Annotated in this window: 11 protein-coding genes; 4 read left to right on the top strand and 7 right to left on the bottom strand. The window is 52.7% G+C overall.

Annotated features, from left to right (window positions below; translation table 11 throughout):
* Positions 1–10 precede the first annotated feature (10 nt).
* From cydC to MKY73_RS00335, 4 genes are read right to left on the bottom strand one after another with little or no spacing between them, the layout of a single operon-like run.
* The gene (gene cydC / locus MKY73_RS00350) at positions 11–1,873 is read right to left on the bottom strand and encodes a thiol reductant ABC exporter subunit CydC (protein ID WP_339305071.1); all 1,863 of its coding nucleotides are present in this window, start codon (positions 1,871–1,873) and stop codon (positions 11–13) included.
* Position 1,874: 1 nt separating this feature from the next.
* Positions 1,875–3,782 carry a thiol reductant ABC exporter subunit CydD gene (gene cydD / locus MKY73_RS00345; RefSeq protein ID WP_339305070.1) on the bottom strand — a complete coding sequence of 636 codons (1,908 nt, stop codon included), beginning with the start codon at positions 3,780–3,782 and terminating at the stop codon, positions 1,875–1,877.
* 1 nt (position 3,783) lies between these two features.
* Positions 3,784–4,812 carry a cytochrome d ubiquinol oxidase subunit II gene (gene cydB, locus MKY73_RS00340; RefSeq protein WP_339308798.1) on the bottom strand — a complete coding sequence of 343 codons (1,029 nt, stop codon included), beginning with the start codon at positions 4,810–4,812 and terminating at the stop codon, positions 3,784–3,786.
* Positions 4,784–6,199 (bottom strand): cytochrome ubiquinol oxidase subunit I, encoded by a 1,416-nt coding sequence (locus tag MKY73_RS00335; RefSeq protein ID WP_339305068.1) that lies wholly within the window; start codon positions 6,197–6,199, stop codon positions 4,784–4,786. The genes cydB and MKY73_RS00335 overlap by 29 nt, the downstream gene beginning before the upstream one ends.
* A gap of 468 nt (positions 6,200–6,667) precedes the next feature.
* Between MKY73_RS00335 and MKY73_RS00330 the strand changes: the two genes are divergently transcribed.
* From MKY73_RS00330 to MKY73_RS00315, 4 genes are read left to right on the top strand one after another with little or no spacing between them, the layout of a single operon-like run.
* Entirely contained in the window at positions 6,668–7,969 is a 1,302-nt protein-coding gene (locus MKY73_RS00330; RefSeq protein ID WP_339305066.1) for a hypothetical protein, read from the top strand.
* Positions 7,969–8,961: a glycosyltransferase gene (locus MKY73_RS00325; RefSeq protein ID WP_339305065.1), complete on the top strand. Its 993-nt coding sequence runs from the start codon at positions 7,969–7,971 to the stop codon at positions 8,959–8,961. Before MKY73_RS00330 ends, MKY73_RS00325 begins: the two co-directional genes overlap by 1 nt.
* 1 nt (position 8,962) lies before the next feature.
* Positions 8,963–10,504, top strand: coding sequence for a glycosyltransferase (locus MKY73_RS00320; protein ID WP_339305064.1), 1,542 nt, complete (start codon positions 8,963–8,965; stop codon positions 10,502–10,504).
* Positions 10,501–11,172: a class I SAM-dependent methyltransferase gene (locus tag MKY73_RS00315; protein ID WP_339305062.1), complete on the top strand. Its 672-nt coding sequence runs from the start codon at positions 10,501–10,503 to the stop codon at positions 11,170–11,172. Before MKY73_RS00320 ends, MKY73_RS00315 begins: the two co-directional genes overlap by 4 nt.
* Before the next feature lie 334 nt (positions 11,173–11,506).
* On the opposite strand, the gene MKY73_RS00310 is transcribed toward MKY73_RS00315, so the two are convergent.
* From MKY73_RS00310 to MKY73_RS00300, 3 genes are read right to left on the bottom strand one after another with little or no spacing between them, the layout of a single operon-like run.
* Entirely contained in the window at positions 11,507–13,510 is a 2,004-nt protein-coding gene (locus MKY73_RS00310; RefSeq protein ID WP_339305060.1) for a glycosyltransferase family 2 protein, read from the bottom strand.
* Between the two features lie 57 nt (positions 13,511–13,567).
* Entirely contained in the window at positions 13,568–15,556 is a 1,989-nt protein-coding gene (locus tag MKY73_RS00305) for a glycosyltransferase (RefSeq protein ID WP_339305058.1), read from the bottom strand.
* On the bottom strand, positions 15,513–17,798 hold the full coding sequence (locus tag MKY73_RS00300) for a glycosyltransferase (RefSeq protein WP_339305057.1): 2,286 nt from the start codon (positions 17,796–17,798) through the stop codon (positions 15,513–15,515). Before MKY73_RS00300 ends, MKY73_RS00305 begins: the two co-directional genes overlap by 44 nt.
* Positions 17,799–17,866 lie beyond the last annotated feature (68 nt).

Here is a 17,866-nt window from a genome sequence, read left to right as displayed (position 1 = left end):
TGGCTCACACTTATCTCGAAGCCGCCGGCGGCAACGGTTGTTCATGTTGCTGCCGCCCTGTCCATCCCGGCCGATCAAGTTCAATGAGACGGCGGTATCGCTCTTCCCCAGCCAGCAGTTGTTCGTGAGAACCCTGCATGGCAATCTGTCCATTTTCCATAAAAATAAGTTCGTCCATCTGTTCCGCACCAATCAGGTGATGGGTGACCCAGATCATCGTTTTGCCTTGCAAGCTGTCCAGAATGGTGCGCATCAGTTCACGTTCCGTCACGGGATCAAGCCCCACGGTTGGTTCATCGAATATCACAACAGGTGTCTCCCGGAGCAGTACCCGGGCAAGTGCAATTCGTTGTCTTTCCCCACCTGAGAAACGCAGACCCGTCTCCAGCATCGGTGTATCATATCCCTGCGGCAAAGATTCGATCAGACCGGATAAACCGACTTGAGCGGCCACCTGACGAATCTCCTCATCCGTTGCATGTGCACGACCAATCCGTAAATTATTGGCTACCGTGGTATCGAACAGGTGTGGGCTCTGATTCAGCACTGCGATGACATCAGGCACACTCTCATCCAGCGTCTGCACAGGTGCATTATTGATCAGAATGTTCCCCGCAGACGGAAGCAAGGCACCCTGAATGAGCTTCAACAAGGTAGACTTGCCGCCACCGCTTCGCCCAAGGATAGCTAATCGTTTGCCTTGCGGCAAATGAAGGGATACATCATGTACGGCGTAGGAATCACCCGCTGCATAACGGTAACTTACGCGATTAATCTCGATGTCTGCTCTTAGTTTGGGCGGAATGCGCAGACGAATTCGTCTGTCCGAGTCGCCCGTTCCGCCAACACCATCCACTCCCGTCTGCCCCTGAAGATCCGATTTCCCTTCCAGCTGTTTCAAACGGTCCAGTGATTCCTGGTACTGTGGAAGATGCTCCACAGCATCCCCTACTGGCAGAAGTGATTCCGTAAGCGGAAATAATACCAGTACAAAAGCAGCAATCATCACGGCAGGTAATTGCCCGCCAGAAGCGGCGTTCCCAGTCCATAACGTCACGGATATGACCATCAGGCCAATGACACACTGGGCCATCAGATCGCGCCAGCGTGTCCAGCGCCGCAACTTGCGACGAACCGTGTCGACCTGTTCTTCCGCCTCTTCCTGCTGCTGAACAAATTCGGTTGCTCGTCCACTTGCAAGCCAATCTCCCAGTCCAAGCACACCGTCAGTCAGACGGGTATACAACCTGCTGTTTTCTTTTTTTAGCCGCACACGCCATTTCCACGTCACTTTCAGGGAAATCGCAGGTAGCACGGCAACAAGGAATAACATATACAAGCCCATCCACACCGCAAATCCCAGATCCACACTGCCAAAAGCAATCACAGCCCCACCGTACATCACAAGCGCTGTAACAGCGGGAAAAACGGTACGCAGATAGATATCCTGCAGCCGCTCCACATCATCGGCGAGTGCTCCAAGCACATCTCCGGTCTGCATACGAGAGCGCAGGAACAGGGCCTGTGGCTCCAGAATGCGATATAACTTCACCCGTTGATCGGCCAACACGCGCAGTACGGCATCATGTCCTGCCAGTCGTTCGATATATCGAAAGACGGCGCGGAATATCCCAAATGCACGTACCCCAACAATAGGCACATATACCATCAGAATATTTTCAGGACGCAGTGCAGATTTGGAGATCAAAAATCCGGAGGTAAACAGCAGCAGTACCGCACACAGTGCAGCACAAGTGCCCAGCGCAATGACTGCAATGAATCTCCAACGGTACTGTGCCACATACGGAGCAATCCAGCTATTTTTTTCTTTGCCGTTACGGACGGTCTCCATATGTTCATATCCGGACTTCATTTTATATCGCCTCCATCTGGGCCTGAATCATCTGATAATATACACCTTGCTTTGCGAGCAGTTCCTGATGTGTTCCTGTCTCTGCCACCGTGCCGCCATCCATAACAATAATCCGATCCATATGTGGCATCCAGTGCAGACGATGGGTAGCCAAAAATACAAGTTTGCCTTCGAACAGCGGCAGCATCGTCTGTTTCAGTTCATACTCTGTTTCCACATCCAGATGTGCTGTCGGTTCATCGAGCAGCAGGATGTTCCGTTTGCTCAGCAAAGCTCTTGCCAGTGCCACCCGTTGCTCCTGCCCACCACTGAGCTGTCTGCCGCCAGCCCCAATAGGCTCATTCAGCCCACCGGATAATGAGGACAGTAACTTGGTTAATCCGGCAGCGCTAACTGCCTTGGCTACTTCTGCATCCGAAGCCTCCGGTATGTAGAATCGAACGTTATCGGCCAAACTTCCACTAAAGATATACGGATGCTGCGGGATCGCTGCTGTCTGTCTTCGCCAGGATTCAAGCATATCCGGTGTCACAGGCTGACCGTTGGCTAATACTTGGCCTGAAGTAGGCAGCTGAAATCCAGCCAATACATCAATTAACGTGGACTTGCCTGCTCCGCTGGCGCCGATAATACCGATTTTGCCAAGACCTGTGATCTGGAAGGTAACATCCTTTAACGAATAAGGACCTTCATCATCATGCCGTACCTGCACATCCGTTAGTGCCAATCTGCTATTCTCATTCCAAGAGAAAACCGAGGAAGAAGAAACAAGCTCAGGAGTAGTAGAATCATGATCAAGATTAAGAAGCCCCTCAGCCGATCTATCGTTCAACACGACGCGTATGGTCGAATTGCCGACTTTCCTTTTACCCGAAGATAATGATGATACATATCCAGCCTCGTCCTCTGCCGTAACCGCATGCGCAACAACATTTGCATAGGTTTCTTTCTGTTTCTGTTCAGCGGCTTTCCCCCGTTCAATCACCTGATTAATGGCCGCTCCGGCTTCCTTACCATCCAATGTGGCGTGATAATCAGCGCCGAGCATACGTACAGGCAGGAAATATTCGGGTGCCAGAATCAGTACTGTCAGCGCAGGGCCGAGCAGCATATGTCCCTCCGTCAGACGTAATCCCAGACCAACCGCCACGGAAGCAACGGACAGCATGGTGAAGAAGTCGAGTGCAAATGAAGAAAGAAAAGCCATGCGAAGGGTGGACATCGTCGCCTTCCGATACCGCTGACTGACCCGCCGAATGGAGCCTTCATGTGTTTTGCTCTGTCCCAATGTTTTTAGCGTCTCCAGCCCACGCAGGGTATCGACAAAATGGTTCGCGAGCGCTTTGTAGGATCTGAATTGTCCGTCTATCTTACGCTGAGCTGCGAGGCCAATCAGAATCATGAACACGATCAGGATCGGGAGTGTCAGCATCAGAATAACCCCGGACATCATATCCAGCTTGAACACATACAGCATAATGACGATGGGTGTGCATCCTATGCCCAGCATGCGCGGAATGAACAGTTCCAGATACGTCTTGTATTGGGCTGTCCCCTCTCGTGCCAGTGTAACCAGATGGCCTGTGCCCTCGGTCTTGGCATAACGCGGTCCAAGCCTGAACCACTGCTCCACCATCTGTCTGCGCAGATCGGTCCCTGTCTTCTCCGCATATCGCGATGTAACCAGTTGTAACCAGAAGGATAAGGCGTAGCGGGCGGCAAAAGCAGCCAGGAACAGCAGCAGTACCGGGTACTGCTCTGTTACGGATGAACCTTCAAACAATGCCGTGATGGCCTGTGCCAGCCATTTGGCTTGCATAATGATCGTCATCGCCTGCAACAGTACCAGCGCTGATGCCAGCGCGAGTACAGGCCGGATGCCCGGCAGCTTCATCAGCCCCCGTCCCATATCAGTACTCCAGGTGGTGCTGCTCGTTCAGACGTTTGCGGAAGATATAATAACTCCAGATCTGATACCCAAGAACAAATGGCAGCAATGTACAAGCTACAATCGTCATGACTTTCAAGGAATACGCACCAGATGCCGCATTGTATACGGTCAGGTCATATGCCGCTCCAAAGGAACTCATCATCACTCTTGGGAACAGTCCGATAAATACCGAAGCAAAAGCAATTGCAATCACAGCACCTGTCATACCAAAAGCCCAGCCTTCACGCTTCTGACGAACGAAGTATGCCGCAAGCGCAAGTGCAACTGCACCAAGTACAACCATGATCCACAGTGCCCAGCCGCGAACGGCGAACACATCGGTCATGAAATACGTCAATATTGCATACACGGCAAGCAGCGCGGCCAGCGGCAACATCAATTTTTGCGCTGTATTCAAGGCACGCTCTCTGAGTTCCCCGACTGTTCGTAGTGAGGCAAACAGCAATCCATGAACCAGACACAGCAGCGTTACGCTCAAGCCACCAATTACAGTGTACGGATTAACGATATCCAAGAATCCTGCGCGCAACTGCATCTCCCCATCAATGGGCAAACCCTTCATGAACGTGGCAAAGACTACGCCGAACAGGAAAGGCAGGAGCGCGCTGGATACCACAATGATGATATCCCATGTTTTGCGCCAGCGCTGCTGTTTCATTTTACTGCGGAATTCGAAGGCAACCCCGCGACCAATCAAGGCGAGTAATACGACCACAAGCGGCAGGTAGAAACCACTGAACATCGTGGCATACCAGTGCGGGAAGGCAGCAAACATGGCACCCCCTGCTGTAATCAGCCATACTTCGTTACCATCCCAGAAGGGACCAATCGAATTGATCAGGGTCCGGCGTTCACGGTCCGTTTTGGCGATAATACCTGTGGACATCCCCACACCAAAATCAAAACCTTCCAAAAAGAAGAATCCCACAAACAATACGGCAATCAGCAAAAACCACAACTCACTTAGTGACAACGGAATAACCTCCATCCACGCCGAACGGATCGGCCGATTCATCGTGATCTTCTGGCTTCTCGACCGCATATGGTCCTGCCTTGATCTCACGTACGAACAGGTATACCATCACGATTCCGAGAACCGTATACGCGGCGGTAAAAGCGATGGTTGAGAACAAAATCATTCCTGCGGATACGTTCGGTGAGACACCGGCTTCGGTCGTCATATAGCCAAACACCGTCCACGGCTGCCTGCCAACCTCGGTCATGATCCAACCAGATGTATTAGCGATAAATGGCAGAGAAATAGCAAATACCATCAGACGCATGAACCACTGTCCTGCAATCTCCAGCTTCTTGCGCATGGCCAGGAACGTTCCGTATAACGCCAGGACAATCATCAGACCACCCGCTGCGATCATAATGCGGAAACTCCAGAACGTTGTTCGTACCGGCGGGATGTAATTCCCCGGTCCATACGTCTGCTCATACTCGGCTTGAAGCTCCTTCATGCCTGTGACACTGCCGGAGAACTTGCTGTAGGACAGGTAACTGAGCAATCCAGGGATTTTGATCTCACCGGTATTCTCCTGTTTGTCTGGATCGATAAAAGCAACAACCGTCCATGGTGCCGGATCTTCTGTCGTCGTCCATGTGCCTTCACTGGCTGCCATCTTCATCGGCTGTGTCTCCACCAGATATTGCGCCTGGAAATGCCCGGAGAAAGCTACACCCAATGAAGAAACGAGTCCAATGATGATCGCAATATTAAACGATTTGCGGAAGATCTCCACATCCTGCTTCTTCATCAATTTGTAAGCACTGATCCCGGTGACAACGAAGGCACCTGTCATCAATGCCCCAAAAATCGTATGCGGGAACTCAACGAGAAGCTGACCATTTGTGATCAGTGCCAGGAAATCATTCATCTCGGCTCGGCCGTTGTTGATCTCAAACCCGACAGGATGCTGCATAAATGAATTGGCTGCCAGAATCCACAACGCGGACAGGAATGTGCCGACAAACACCAGCCAGATGCAGGCCAGATGCACTTTTTTGGACAAACGATCCCATCCGAATATCCACAACCCAATAAATGTAGACTCCATGAAAAACGCGAGTAACGCTTCAACAGCCAGTGGTGCACCAAACACGTCCCCCACAAACCGGGAGTACTCGGACCAGTTCATGCCGAACTGGAATTCTTGCAGAATACCTGTGACAACCCCGACGGCAAAGTTAATCAGGAACAGCTTGCCCCAGAACTTGGCCATCGTTTTGTAGATTTCCTTCCCCTTAACAACGTACAACGTCTCCATGATCGCAACCAACAGTACAAGACCGATGGATAGCGGGACAAAAAAGAAATGGAAAATCGTTGTAAGCGCATATTGGATACGCGATAACATAATCGGATCCATACTGTTACCCCTTCTTTCTGTTCACTTCGCAGTATGCGTATTTGGCATTGAAGCTGCACCTTCGCTGTCTGTCCGCCAAATACGTTGATGAACGTATTGTGCCAGATTCCCTATTTTATACATGTGAGAATTATCACAATCTCCGTGTTTAGAGCAAAAAAAAGTGATCCTGGTCACACAAAAGATAAAAATCAGCCTATTGTAATGCGAATTCAAATATCTTTTTTACAATATCAAGAAGGTGTAGTGAAGCCGAAATTAGAGGATTGGTGCTTAGGGAAGCTCTATCATGGCTTGCCTACTTCATCTATTCATGGAAGATACTCATGTTTGGGACGGAATGCCCATATGTTAGTCTCAGGCATATCATGCGAAGTGCCGTGAGGGCTTTACATATGAAGTGGAAGCATGAAGCACATGCATAGTGAAGGACGCTCCTTATTACAGTCAAGGTGAGGTGAAAGATTCATGGAAAAACCTGCGCCGTTACCAAGTGAAGACTCCGAAGCCAGTTCGGATAAGGCCCGTGCAGCTGTCGCAGAACAGCCCCCTGTCCGTTACGTTCTCTTCCCTCGCAAAGGAGGCTGGTCATCCTTTCCCTATCCCGATATTGCTGCACTGCTGTCGATTGAGGGCGAGGTCTACTATGTCAGCAGTCTGACGCAAACAGAGGATGTACCTGCAGTGATCACTGTAATCTCCTTACCTGAAGCCAAGCAGCTATTGATGGAACCCCGCACCATGGCAGTGGTTACTCATCCCTACTGGCTCATGGCTGCAGCTTCGCTGGAACCAGAGCTATGTATTGTCCTGCTCCCTGAGCCTGTCGGAGACGAAGCCTCTTCTCCCCTGTGGGAGAGCAGTATTTCCAAACTGGTGGGTATCGCTGATCTGGTAGGTACATCCTCCGAAACACGATATATGAAGCTGTTATTCCAAGGCGTACGCGCCATCTGGCTGGGAGGCGAAGATCCTTCACAAGTGGGTACGGTGCAAAAGGATAATCTCGAAGTCCCTCTCCGGGACTACGAACTGTTCTTCCTTCATGCGCTGCGGCAGATCCTGTCAGGCACTCCGGATAGCGTTACCTTGCTTCAATGCAGTGTACGTGCTGATTTCTATCGCCAGCTTCGAGCCAAAGCAGGGGCGCATGAGACCATATCCTTTTTACTAGCAGCCTATGAGTACTTGCTTGAAGATTCTCGGGCCATCCAATCATTACAAGAGGCATTCACCCAAGCGGTCCTGAATGGTCGAAGTGATTGTGTGATCTCTCACTATCGCTTCCTGTCTGCCATCCATGCCCGGGCCGGGCAGTTGGAGGACGCCTTGCTGGTGTACGGAATTAGTGCAGCCGACGAACAGGAACGACATCATTATGAACAGTTATGTCGCTGGTTGGAGGCGGGAGAAGATCAACTTGTACGAGCGGAATTGCTGCGTATTAACGATGATTACGGAACCGCGCTGCGCATCCTGGATGAACTTGGCGGAGAAACCGCGAGACATTGGAAATTCCGCATATATCAGGAGACAGGTCGCGCGGAAGAGGCACTGGCTCTGGTGCATGCAGTCGATATTCAGGATGATGCCAGTCGCCGGGACTATCAGCTATTATCCGGAAGTGCACTGGCTCTGCGAGGGGAAAGACACGGGGCAGTCAGACATTTTCTCGAAACGGCACTGGAGGATGAAGATGCGCTCGCCCGGATCGTCGAGCTGGAGTTGTTGGATCATGCCGTACAGCAATTGCTTGGGGAGGTGCCGTGATGCTGGACCCGAAGAAGCGTAGACAACAGTTGAATGGGCCAATGGTGCACAGGAATATCCGACCCGAAACCACTTACACGCCAACGGAAACAGTCGATCGGACACATACAGACGCATTGGGAAATGGCGATCAACCGCCGAATCATGCACAGCCAGCGCAGAACATCCGAAGCCAGGTGCATCACTGGGGCGGTGAACAAGGTCAGGGTGAACAGGATGCTGCTGTATCACAAGAGGAAACGAGTGCATTCAAAGAGCCCTTCTCCATCCGTCGAGTTCGCAAAAGCAAAGGCAACAAGCTGACCGCCATGCTCCAGGTTCGCAATGAACGCGGCCGATACCTTGAAGAAGTATTGCATGATCTGAGTGAGTTCGTGGATGAGATCGTGATTGTAGACGATGCCAGCACAGACGGAACCCCGGAGCTATGCAAAGCCTATCCGAAGGTGGTCCGCCTGGAGGTATTGGAGAAACCGCTGTTCGCCGAGGAATGGCGACTTCGCAACACCTTATGGCAAGCGGCAGCGGGAACACGTCCCGACTGGTTGCTATCGGTTGATGCGGATGAGCTGTACAGCTCAGAGGCCAAGAAAGCCATACGCACGCTGATTAATCAGGAATATGCAGACTGGTTTGCCTTCCGTTTCTATGATATGTGGGGTGGCCGGACCCATTACCGGGAAGATGATCTCTGGTGTCTGCACAAGCGGCATACCGCTTCACTTGTACGGTATATGCCTGGATATCCTTATTTTTATCCGCAACAGAATCATCATGTTCCCCGTCTTCCCTTGTCCTGCACCGTATTGCCTGGGGTGAGCACCGAACTGAAGGTTCAGCATCTCGGCTGGGCAGGCAGCCTGGAGGACCGGGTGCGTAAATATTTGCGTTACAAGCGCATTGATCCTGGCGGTGAGTGGGGCAATCTTGCACACTACGAGTCGATTCTTGATCCGGAACCTCGGCTGATTCCCTGGAAGGAGGGTCCGTGAGATGGGCGTGGTGAGTATTCTGACGCATAGCTTCACCGACGGGTATAACCGGGAATTTGGTCGGGTATTCGGTGGTGGGCTGGAGCGTTATATCCTGGATCTGTGCAGTGTCATCCGCGGACTTGGACATATTCCCGAGGTTCATCAACTGTCTTATTTTGAAGCATTCCAGACTCGGACGGAGCAGATTGATGTATTCGGTTATTCGTACGACATGGATAATGTACCGGAAGCCTTTGAGCGGATGGCAGCCGCGGCGCGAGGCCCCGTGATCTATGCCAGCTGTCTGTGGCAGCCCATCACCTACAAGCCGGGCAGTCTTGGCATCTGTCATGGCATTAACTGGGATCGCCCCGGACTGCCTCTGGAGACCAAACAACAAGTGGCGGAACATATTCAACTGGCTCTGGATGGACTCGTACGCATTGTATCTGTGGATTCCCATTTCCAGACCTTTTGCCGGGCTGCGTGCACCTATACCGATCCAAGGCAGGTCGTCCTGATTCCTAATGCAGTGGATACCTCCTATTTCACACCTGCCCCGCCAACGCGAACCTTCGAGCAGAAACAGGAAGACGAATGGCTGGCCGCATGGAAGACTGATCTGGCGAGTCATGAGGAGAATGCTGGAGCGGTTATATCAGGGATGCATGCTGTAAAGGGCAAAGCTGGAACGAGTGGTGATGGAGCATACATTGGGAAGGCTAACGGAGATGGAGGTGGGGATACAGATAGCGATCAAGAACGAGATGAGAAGGGAGCGGTAGGTCACCATTTGGAGTTATCAAAGCTGGAAAAAGCCGAGGTAGTCGGAGGATCGTCTACGGTTGCTCGTAACCACCTGAATTCAACGGATTGGGCTGCGGATATTGTAATATCAGCAGATGCTGAATATCAGGTTAATGGTCTGACTCAGGAACAGATTGAACAGAAAACTATGGATGTCCGCTTGACCTCTCCCCGCCCAATTCGCATTATATATCCGCGTCGCATCAGCATGGAACGGGGCATTATTCCAATGATGCTGGCAGCAGATAAGCTGCTGGGGGCTTTTCCGGATCTGGAGATTGAATTTGCCGGGGAGCTGGTTGAAGGCAGTACGGTCGGGAGAGCCTTTCGTTATTGGCATCGTACCCATCCACATGCGGAGCGAATTAACCAGCGCACGTATGATTTTCGGGATATTCGGGAGGCCTACCATCAGGCAGATATCGCCGTAATTCCAACCGTGTTCTCGGAAGGTACCTCCTATGCCTGTCTGGAAGCGATGAGCTGTGGACTTCCGGTAATTGCCTCCAATGTTGGCGGACTGAATGATCTGATTCAGGATGGTTTTAACGGGCTTTTGGTACCTCCCGGCGAGCAGGAACTAACCGCCGCCCTGGTTCGTCTCGTACAGGATCGGGCCGAGAGAGAACGACTGGGAATCTATGCGCGCGAGACTGCACTGTCCTATGATCTCGCCAAGTGGCGGAGCCGGTGGAGCACGGTGTTGGAATCTTTTTTGGCAGAGACAGGATTAAAGGAGGGAATTCGGGGATGATGGATACGCCCAAGGCAACGGAATTCATGGAATCAAGATACATTAGGCAAAGTGACCCTAAAACGGACACATTGGTCTTCCCCCTGCATCCGGCATGGTGGAGCCGTCCCTACGAATATGAATGGGCCCGGCGGTTTGCACGTTCAGACGATGTGGTCCTTGATGCAGCCTGCGGCATCTCCCATCCGTTCAAATTCTGGCTTGCCGAACACTGCCGCGAGGTTCACGCCTGTGATTGGGATGAACGCATTTTGTCTGAAGAGGCGATACGACTGGATATCGCTTCTGATTTTGGCGAGCTGGCCGCTCAGGATCTGCCGGAATCCACGCTCTTCCGATTGCACCGTGCAAAGGCCAATCTGGCCCAGCTTCCGTACGAGTCGGGTAAATTTGATCGGGTGTTCTGTATCTCTGTTCTGGAGCATCTGGATACGGGCACAATGCTGCGAGCGTTTCGTGAGTTCGCCCGCGTGCTGAAGCCAAACGGACAGCTGATTGCTACCTTCGATGTACCCGAGATGCGCCCTGATCTGCTGGAAACAATCATGGCCGTTACCGGACTAAACATTAAGGATAAGCTGAATGTGGAAGAGCCGGACGATGCGATCTGGTCTGACATGTACGGCGCGCCGATTCGCTGTTTTCGAGCGGTGATATGCAAAGGTTAAGGCACCGATCTATTGGCAACGGAACCATGCACGGTTCGGGGAATGCTCCGAAGACCGGTAGCTCCGTTGCTTTTGCACTTTCAATCGGAGATGGATTGAGAAAAAGATCGGGGTTACAGATTGGGGGATGGGACTGGGATTTAGGGACTGTGGATTAGAAATTAAAATTAGAAGTTAGATGCTTAGATGTTAGATAACAGATAAGAGATAACGATAAAGATAAGTGATAAGTGATAAGTGATAAGTGATAAGTGATAAGTGATAAGTGATAAGTGATAAGTGATAAGTGATAAGTGATAAGTGATAAGTGATAAGTGATAAGTGATAAGATGAATTATAGGTGTACCAGTAACATGTTGCACTGGTTGGTATACGCATCGGCAGAGGCTGCGCCGGGTGCTGTCAGGCGCAGCAGGGTGTGCAGGCCCGGCGGAATGGTCGTCGCCGGGCGACCTGTGGCGGCAGATTGCCGCGCGGTGAGTTGGGCCGATTCGGCCCATTCACGTGCCAGGTTCTGCCGCCCGGCGAGCAGCGCGAGCGTGCCCGCAAGGAGTGCGTGAGCGACGTGCTCCGGGGTGGGCACCGCGTCCGCGCGGGGCTGCTGCGCGCCGTCAGGCGTGCCGCATAGCGCAAGCAGCCCTTCGCGGACGCCCGCGGGTGCGCGCAGCAACCCGCAGCGTGCCGCAGGCGGAAGCGCTGCGAGCAACGCCAGCGCGCCGCGGGGCGGCAGGGCTTGCAGCAGGCGCAGCCATGCGGCCCAGGCGCCCATGCCGGCGAGCGCTTGCGCCGCTGCGAGCACGCCAGCCGCAGGCGCGGCAGAGCCGCTGGGCGTTGCATCGCCGGGCGGGCTAGACGCCATGCCGCTGCTGCGAGCCCTGGCCTCGCGCTGCAGCATCGCCTCGGCGGCGTGGGCCGCTGCGGGCAGCGCAGCCCGCTGGCGAGCCGCCGCTCGGGCGTTGCGCCTGCCGGGCTGCTTGTGGCCTAGCGCCCACAGCGCCAGGGCCGCCTCTGGCCCGTGCTGCGCATGCACCGCCCAGGGCTGCAAAGCCGCCCGAGCGGCAGCGTCCTCGCCCAGCTGGGCGAGCGCAAGCCCGGCGGCCAGCGGCTGTGCCCGCAGTGGGCCCGCAAGCGCCGCCGCATGGCGCAGCAGCCACTCCGGCCGATGCGCAGCCAGCGCGGCCGCGATCAGTGCTTGCCATGCCGAAGGCGGCAAGCTTACCCGGGCGGCTACGCCTGCGATTGCGTGTGGCCGCCCAGTGGCAGCGGCCAGCAACAACAGCCGCTGCCATGCAGGCAGGCCGCCGGGTTGCACGTCCAGCGCCGCCATGTATGCCGCTTCTGCCTCTGCCCAGCGGCCAGCCCGCTCATATGCCATTCCTTCCAGCGTCAGGCTGCGGTAGGTTCCAGCACCAGAGACGGATGTATATCTGCTGGCTGTGGAAGCAGCCATTTTAGCCTGTTTTAACCAGTCCAAGGCCACGTCCTCTCTCCCTTGATCCAGTTCAAGTACAGCACCAAGCTCCAACAAATCCGGAAAATCCTCATACACCGGCGCCCACGCTTCCACCACAGCAAGCGCCCGTTCCGGGCTGCCAATCTCTCGCCAGGCGTAAGCTGTTTTCAGCACCAGATCCGAGTGATATCCACAATCCGGCATAAGCTGCGCCAATAATGGCTGTAATAAACATAGTGCTTCATCATACTTCGCTTGCTGAAACCATTCGGCAGCCAGAGCATATAACAGCTCCGGTTGATTTCCCTCCTGATTCAACGCGGAACGGATCAACTGCATGTTGCGTGCACCTTTATTTTTGGCATTAATCACCTGCTCCAGATATCCGTAATGCATGACCTCAAGTCCTGAATGAAGTACGCCTTGCGGAGCGAGTGCCATGATCGAAGAAGCAATCTCTTCGTGAATTCTGCCCTGAAAAGCAATTCGGGAATCATTACGGAACAATCGGCATACCGCATCCGTCACGCGCTCTTCACCGGACACACCCAGCAGACTCGTGACCTGTATCCAATATCCCCATACATCGTCTCTGCTTGCCGATAACAACTGCACGAGTTCTGCCTTCATCTGCGGGGTCTGTACCCATACCTCATCTGCATCAAGCACCAGAATCCACGGTTTCGTAGCTGCGGCCAGCGACAGATTACGGACTTTACTGAAGTCACCCTTCCATTCCGCGTGGATGACAACGGCACCATGGAGACGTGCAATTTCAGGTGTATCGTCTACCGAGCCTGTGTCCACTACGATGATCTCATCCACAACATCCCTGACTGCATTCAAGCACCGCTGGAGTGACCTCGCTTCATCCTTCACGATCATGCACAAGCTAATCTCCGACTCCACATTCGCCACCATCCCTCACCTACCTGATCCCTCTCAGCTCTCAAACCCGTCCGCTCCCGGTAACTCCAGCCGGATATGCTGAACGACAGGCCAACAACGATGCCGCTGTCCATCTGCAGGCTGTGCGAATACCTCCAGATGATGATCCGCAGCGCTGACCAATCCTTTCACCAGCCGACTGGTTCCCATCAGCGTATCCAAAGATCCAGGGAATGGCCCCTTTTCTTCCCCTTTTCCCCTACCCATCTCTTTCTCGCTTCTCTTGCCTTCCTCTTTCTCCTTCTCTCCTACGGGAGCGCTCTCTTCTGACGATACCCCTTCTCCGGACAATTGCTGTTGGCACATCTGAATCAGGCTATGCAGCTCTTTCCATCGTCCTGACTGTACACACCCTTCCATCATCAGTCCAAGGGCCTGCCAGCCATCATACTCTGCTCCTGCAACTGTTCCGTCCATACTGGAGTCCATGTCCTTCTTCGTTGTCGCTCTCAGACCCAACGTTCGCCCTGTCTGTACAGCAATTTCTTCATGGTTAGTTACTGCTTCACCCATTTGCGAACTAAGCTTCAACCATAACGTTAATGGATCATCTCCACTAACTTCCTTCCCCTCGATCCACTCCAAACGTTCGAGCCATCGGGCAGATGAGGCGGCGAGCAACCCTTTCTTGCGCCTCACAGGTTCCAGTTTCAGACGCGCCTTGTTCCATCTGCCTTGCTGGATTTGGAGCATCGCCTCCGCTACGGATAAACGCTCCCTCATTTCTCCGTTGGGATGTGACGACACACCAGGTAATAATTGCAGAGCCGCATCATAACAACGGGATTGCTCCAGAATGCCCAATATTTTGTGTATAGCCTCTTCCGAACTGAGTGCAAACCGCTCCCTCACCAGCTCTGGAATCTGATGTTCCTGCCCGGAGACTCGCATAATACGGAATATCCGATAGAGTGGCGGCAGCAGACTGGATTTGGCGCGCACCGCTTCCACGTATGCATCCACTGCACCCTCCAGATCGGCCCTTCCTTCCAGTAATCGCCCTAACGTATACCACGTCTGATAGGTTCCGATGCCTTCTTCCGTATGGTATATGGGTGGAGGCGGACCCATGCGAATAGCTTCACGTAGCGCATACTCTGCCCGATCTGTATCCCCTAATGCGTCTGCACATACCCCGCGATGGTGCATGAGATCCGTGTACTCTGGGAAGAGTTCAAGCGCAGCACCAATGCGATCCAAGGCCTCCTGCCAGCGATTCAGATGCTGGAGACAACGAACTTCATATTTGAACAGCAGATGCGCGTAACTGGTCACCGCAGGATCAATCCCCATCCGAGCCACACCAAACGTCTCCAATGCCCGCTCCGCTTCCCCTACACGCAGATACTCGACCCCCAGATTATAGTGATGGAACGGCTGATCCGGTTCTTCTTCCACTGCCTGTTCCAACAGCCGAACATTGCGGTTCACCTTATCTTTGCGCTCCACAATTGCCGTCTGATACCCATAATGATGGATGATCATGTCCGTTACATGAAATGCAGCTTCAGGGTTAACCCGACAGATCGCCGCCGCAATCTGCTCATGAATTCGACCTTCAAACCGATGACCCGGAGCATTGCGGAAGAGACGCAACACCGGATTCACAGTAGCCCCCTGCTGACCTGTACCTGTATAGTTATGAATGTTTAAAAACAATCCGTCACATCCGCTGACCGCCGTCCAGCTTCTGATCTGCTCCCGCGCAGCTCTATCGAGCGTCTCGTCCGCATCAAGGAAAAGAATCCAGTCGCCGGAAGCCTGCTCCAGGCCAGCATTCCGTGCTGCGGCAAAATCATCGCACCACTCAAAGGGCACCACTACTGCGCCATGCTGACGCGCAATCTCTGCGCTACGATCCGACGAACCGGTGTCCACTACGATCATTTCATCCACCGCTCCCTGGACACTGGCAAGACAATGAGGCAGTAAATCTTCCTCATCCTTCACGATCATGCATAAGGAAATTCGTTCCGCTCGCAAGCTGATTCCTCCTTTCCTTCGCATGGAAAATCGTACGCCAGGGAATGCCCTCGGCCGTACGTAATCTTTGTTCCAACGCAGCATGCTGTGCAATGAGCATCTCGGCAGACGGGGAACGAACCAACTCCTGCCGAATCGCCTTCAAGGCCAATCGCATGTAACATACAGCTGCTCCAGCCCGGGCTTGTCGGTGAGCAGGTTCCCGCTCCAGTGCCTGTTCGAACAGAGACAACGCCTGTTCATCGTATCCTTTGGCATACAGCGTTTCACCCAGCAAGAATAATCCTTCGGCATCGAGTTCATTCTCGGTCATACACTGAATTAGGATGTTCGCGGCTGCTATAGTATAGCCCTGACGATATAACAGACTTGCAAACTCCCTCCGTAAAGTTACAGCAGTTCCCCAATACTCCCTCACCATCATTGCCCGCAGCTTATGCAGTTGCTCGGCAAGTGTAAGCTGTCCCGTATATAACGCCTGCTCTACAACCTTCTCTGCGATTATCTCTGCCTGCGAACCCCATTGCATAAGCTTCTGTTCTTGTGGCACTGGTACAACGCTTCGCGGCTCTTTGGACAGCTGAGTTAATACTCGATCCATGACCTTCCAAATGTTTTTTTCCTGTGGATGCGAGGTTGCGAGGAATGTATCGCTTAATCGTAATCCATTAGCCCAACAAGCCAGTGCCCAATCCATTCTGTGCTCAGCCGGCATGTTGAATTCACTCACACATTCCGTGCCCCAGTGCTCTTCCGCCAATTGCAGTGCTTCGGATATCTTATTCGCACACAACATCCAATGTATACGTTCCGCTATATGGATACGAGCAGTACGCGCATCTGTATCCAGCATTTTCAATGCCTGCTCATATGCTCCGCAGCCTGCCAGAACATAAATCACTTGCACCAGATGATCCTCATGCATCACTGCATATGAATGAGGCATTTCACCACCAATCGATTTGCCTTGACTCGGCTCCTCAATTCCCATGCATCTGGCGAGTAATGTTTCTGTTATGCTCTCATCTGTTTCTCCGGATTGCTGCAATACATCTGCCAACCCAGCCCACGCCGGGGCATACGCAAACATGCTGTCCAATGCCAATTCATACAGATGTGCAGACTCCTTTAGAAATCCTCGTTTCTGTGCAAGTCTTGCCATCGCGGAATAAGCTCTGTAGCTGTCGGAACCTGCTTCCGTTACATATGGCGAGTCTAATGCGCCGCCTCCATTACTCTGTTCATTACCTTGCAGTTCCTCCAGACATTCGGTTGCTCGGACGTAGGATTCGTATGCACGTTCCTCCAAACCTTGTTGCTCCAACGTCTCCCCATACAACAGGTGCAGATCGGCATAGGCTGGATAACGCTGTCTTTCCACAGCCAGAATTGCATGTGCCTCGTCATAACGTTCCGTTCCTACAAGGGTCTTAGCATAATCTCTAACCAGTGTAGGACGATACGGCGCATGCAGCTCTGTGAGACGTAATGATTCACGGAACGCTTCAATTGCCTGTTCGATCTGACCAAGCTGGCAATACGTTACTCCCAGATTGTACAGGTGAAAAGGCTGTGCAGGCTCATCTGCGAGCTCCCGTTCAATCAGCTTTAAATTACGTCTTGGTTTATGTTCCTTCGCAATTGTGGAGGCCAGATATCCATCATGAATCAGACATAACGGCGCAAGTGGTTCCGACTCCATCAATAAATGTTCTTCATCCTGTGTAGCGATCCTGCTGTCATTCATATCAGCGGCCCCATCCTGGCCAAATCTGCATGAGCTACTGCGTACCAACTGCTCATGGACGCGTCCCACATATTGATATCCCTGATGAGCACGAAATAGTCTCACTGGTTGGCAGATTACCCGCTCTTCCGCCCCATCACCGTATCGATTCTCTATGGTAATTCGTAATCTTGAAATGCTTCTATGGACTTTGGGCAAATATTTCAGCAGTTCTTCCAATCCCTGGCTGACGTACTCATCGGCATCCAGACACAGGACCCATTCTGTACCTGCCAGAGGCAGACTGATATTTCGTGCTTGGGCAAAGTCATCTTGCCAGTCGGCGTGTAACACCGTTGCTCCGTATGTTTTGCCGATCTCGGGTGTGCGGTCAGAGGAACCCGTATCCGTGATAAAACATTCCATGCCGAAAGGCTTCAAACTGTCGAGACAGCGGGGCAGGTGATGTTCTTCATTTTGAACAATCATATGGATTCCAAGTAAACGGTTCTTCAAATGCAACCACCTCCAATACAAAAAAAGTACATGAAGTCCACCAAAGGAACTCCATGTACCTATATGAA

Source organism: Paenibacillus sp. FSL R5-0519, assembly GCF_037974275.1.
GTDB lineage: Bacteria > Bacillota > Bacilli > Paenibacillales > Paenibacillaceae > Paenibacillus.
Note: the sequence above shows the minus strand (reverse complement) of the source record. Positions and strands in the feature narration are given on the sequence as shown.

What these genes read in the sequence shown, in the direction of transcription:
- cydC (WP_339305071.1), bottom strand. Translation starts at nt 1,873, where the DNA reads ATGAAGTCCGGATATGAACATATGGAGACCGTCCGTAACGGCAAAGAA.
- cydD (WP_339305070.1), bottom strand. Translation starts at nt 3,782, where the DNA reads ATGGGACGGGGGCTGATGAAGCTGCCGGGCATCCGGCCTGTACTCGCG.
- MKY73_RS00335 (WP_339305068.1), bottom strand. Translation starts at nt 6,199, where the DNA reads ATGGATCCGATTATGTTATCGCGTATCCAATATGCGCTTACAACGATT.
- MKY73_RS00310 (WP_339305060.1), bottom strand. Translation starts at nt 13,510, where the DNA reads ATGATCGTGAAGGATGAAGCGAGGTCACTCCAGCGGTGCTTGAATGCA.
- MKY73_RS00315 (WP_339305062.1), top strand. Translation starts at nt 10,501, where the DNA reads ATGATGGATACGCCCAAGGCAACGGAATTCATGGAATCAAGATACATT.
- MKY73_RS00320 (WP_339305064.1), top strand. Translation starts at nt 8,963, where the DNA reads ATGGGCGTGGTGAGTATTCTGACGCATAGCTTCACCGACGGGTATAAC.
- MKY73_RS00330 (WP_339305066.1), top strand. Translation starts at nt 6,668, where the DNA reads ATGGAAAAACCTGCGCCGTTACCAAGTGAAGACTCCGAAGCCAGTTCG.
- MKY73_RS00325 (WP_339305065.1), top strand. Translation starts at nt 7,969, where the DNA reads ATGCTGGACCCGAAGAAGCGTAGACAACAGTTGAATGGGCCAATGGTG.
- cydB (WP_339308798.1), bottom strand. Translation starts at nt 4,812, where the DNA reads ATGGAGGTTATTCCGTTGTCACTAAGTGAGTTGTGGTTTTTGCTGATT.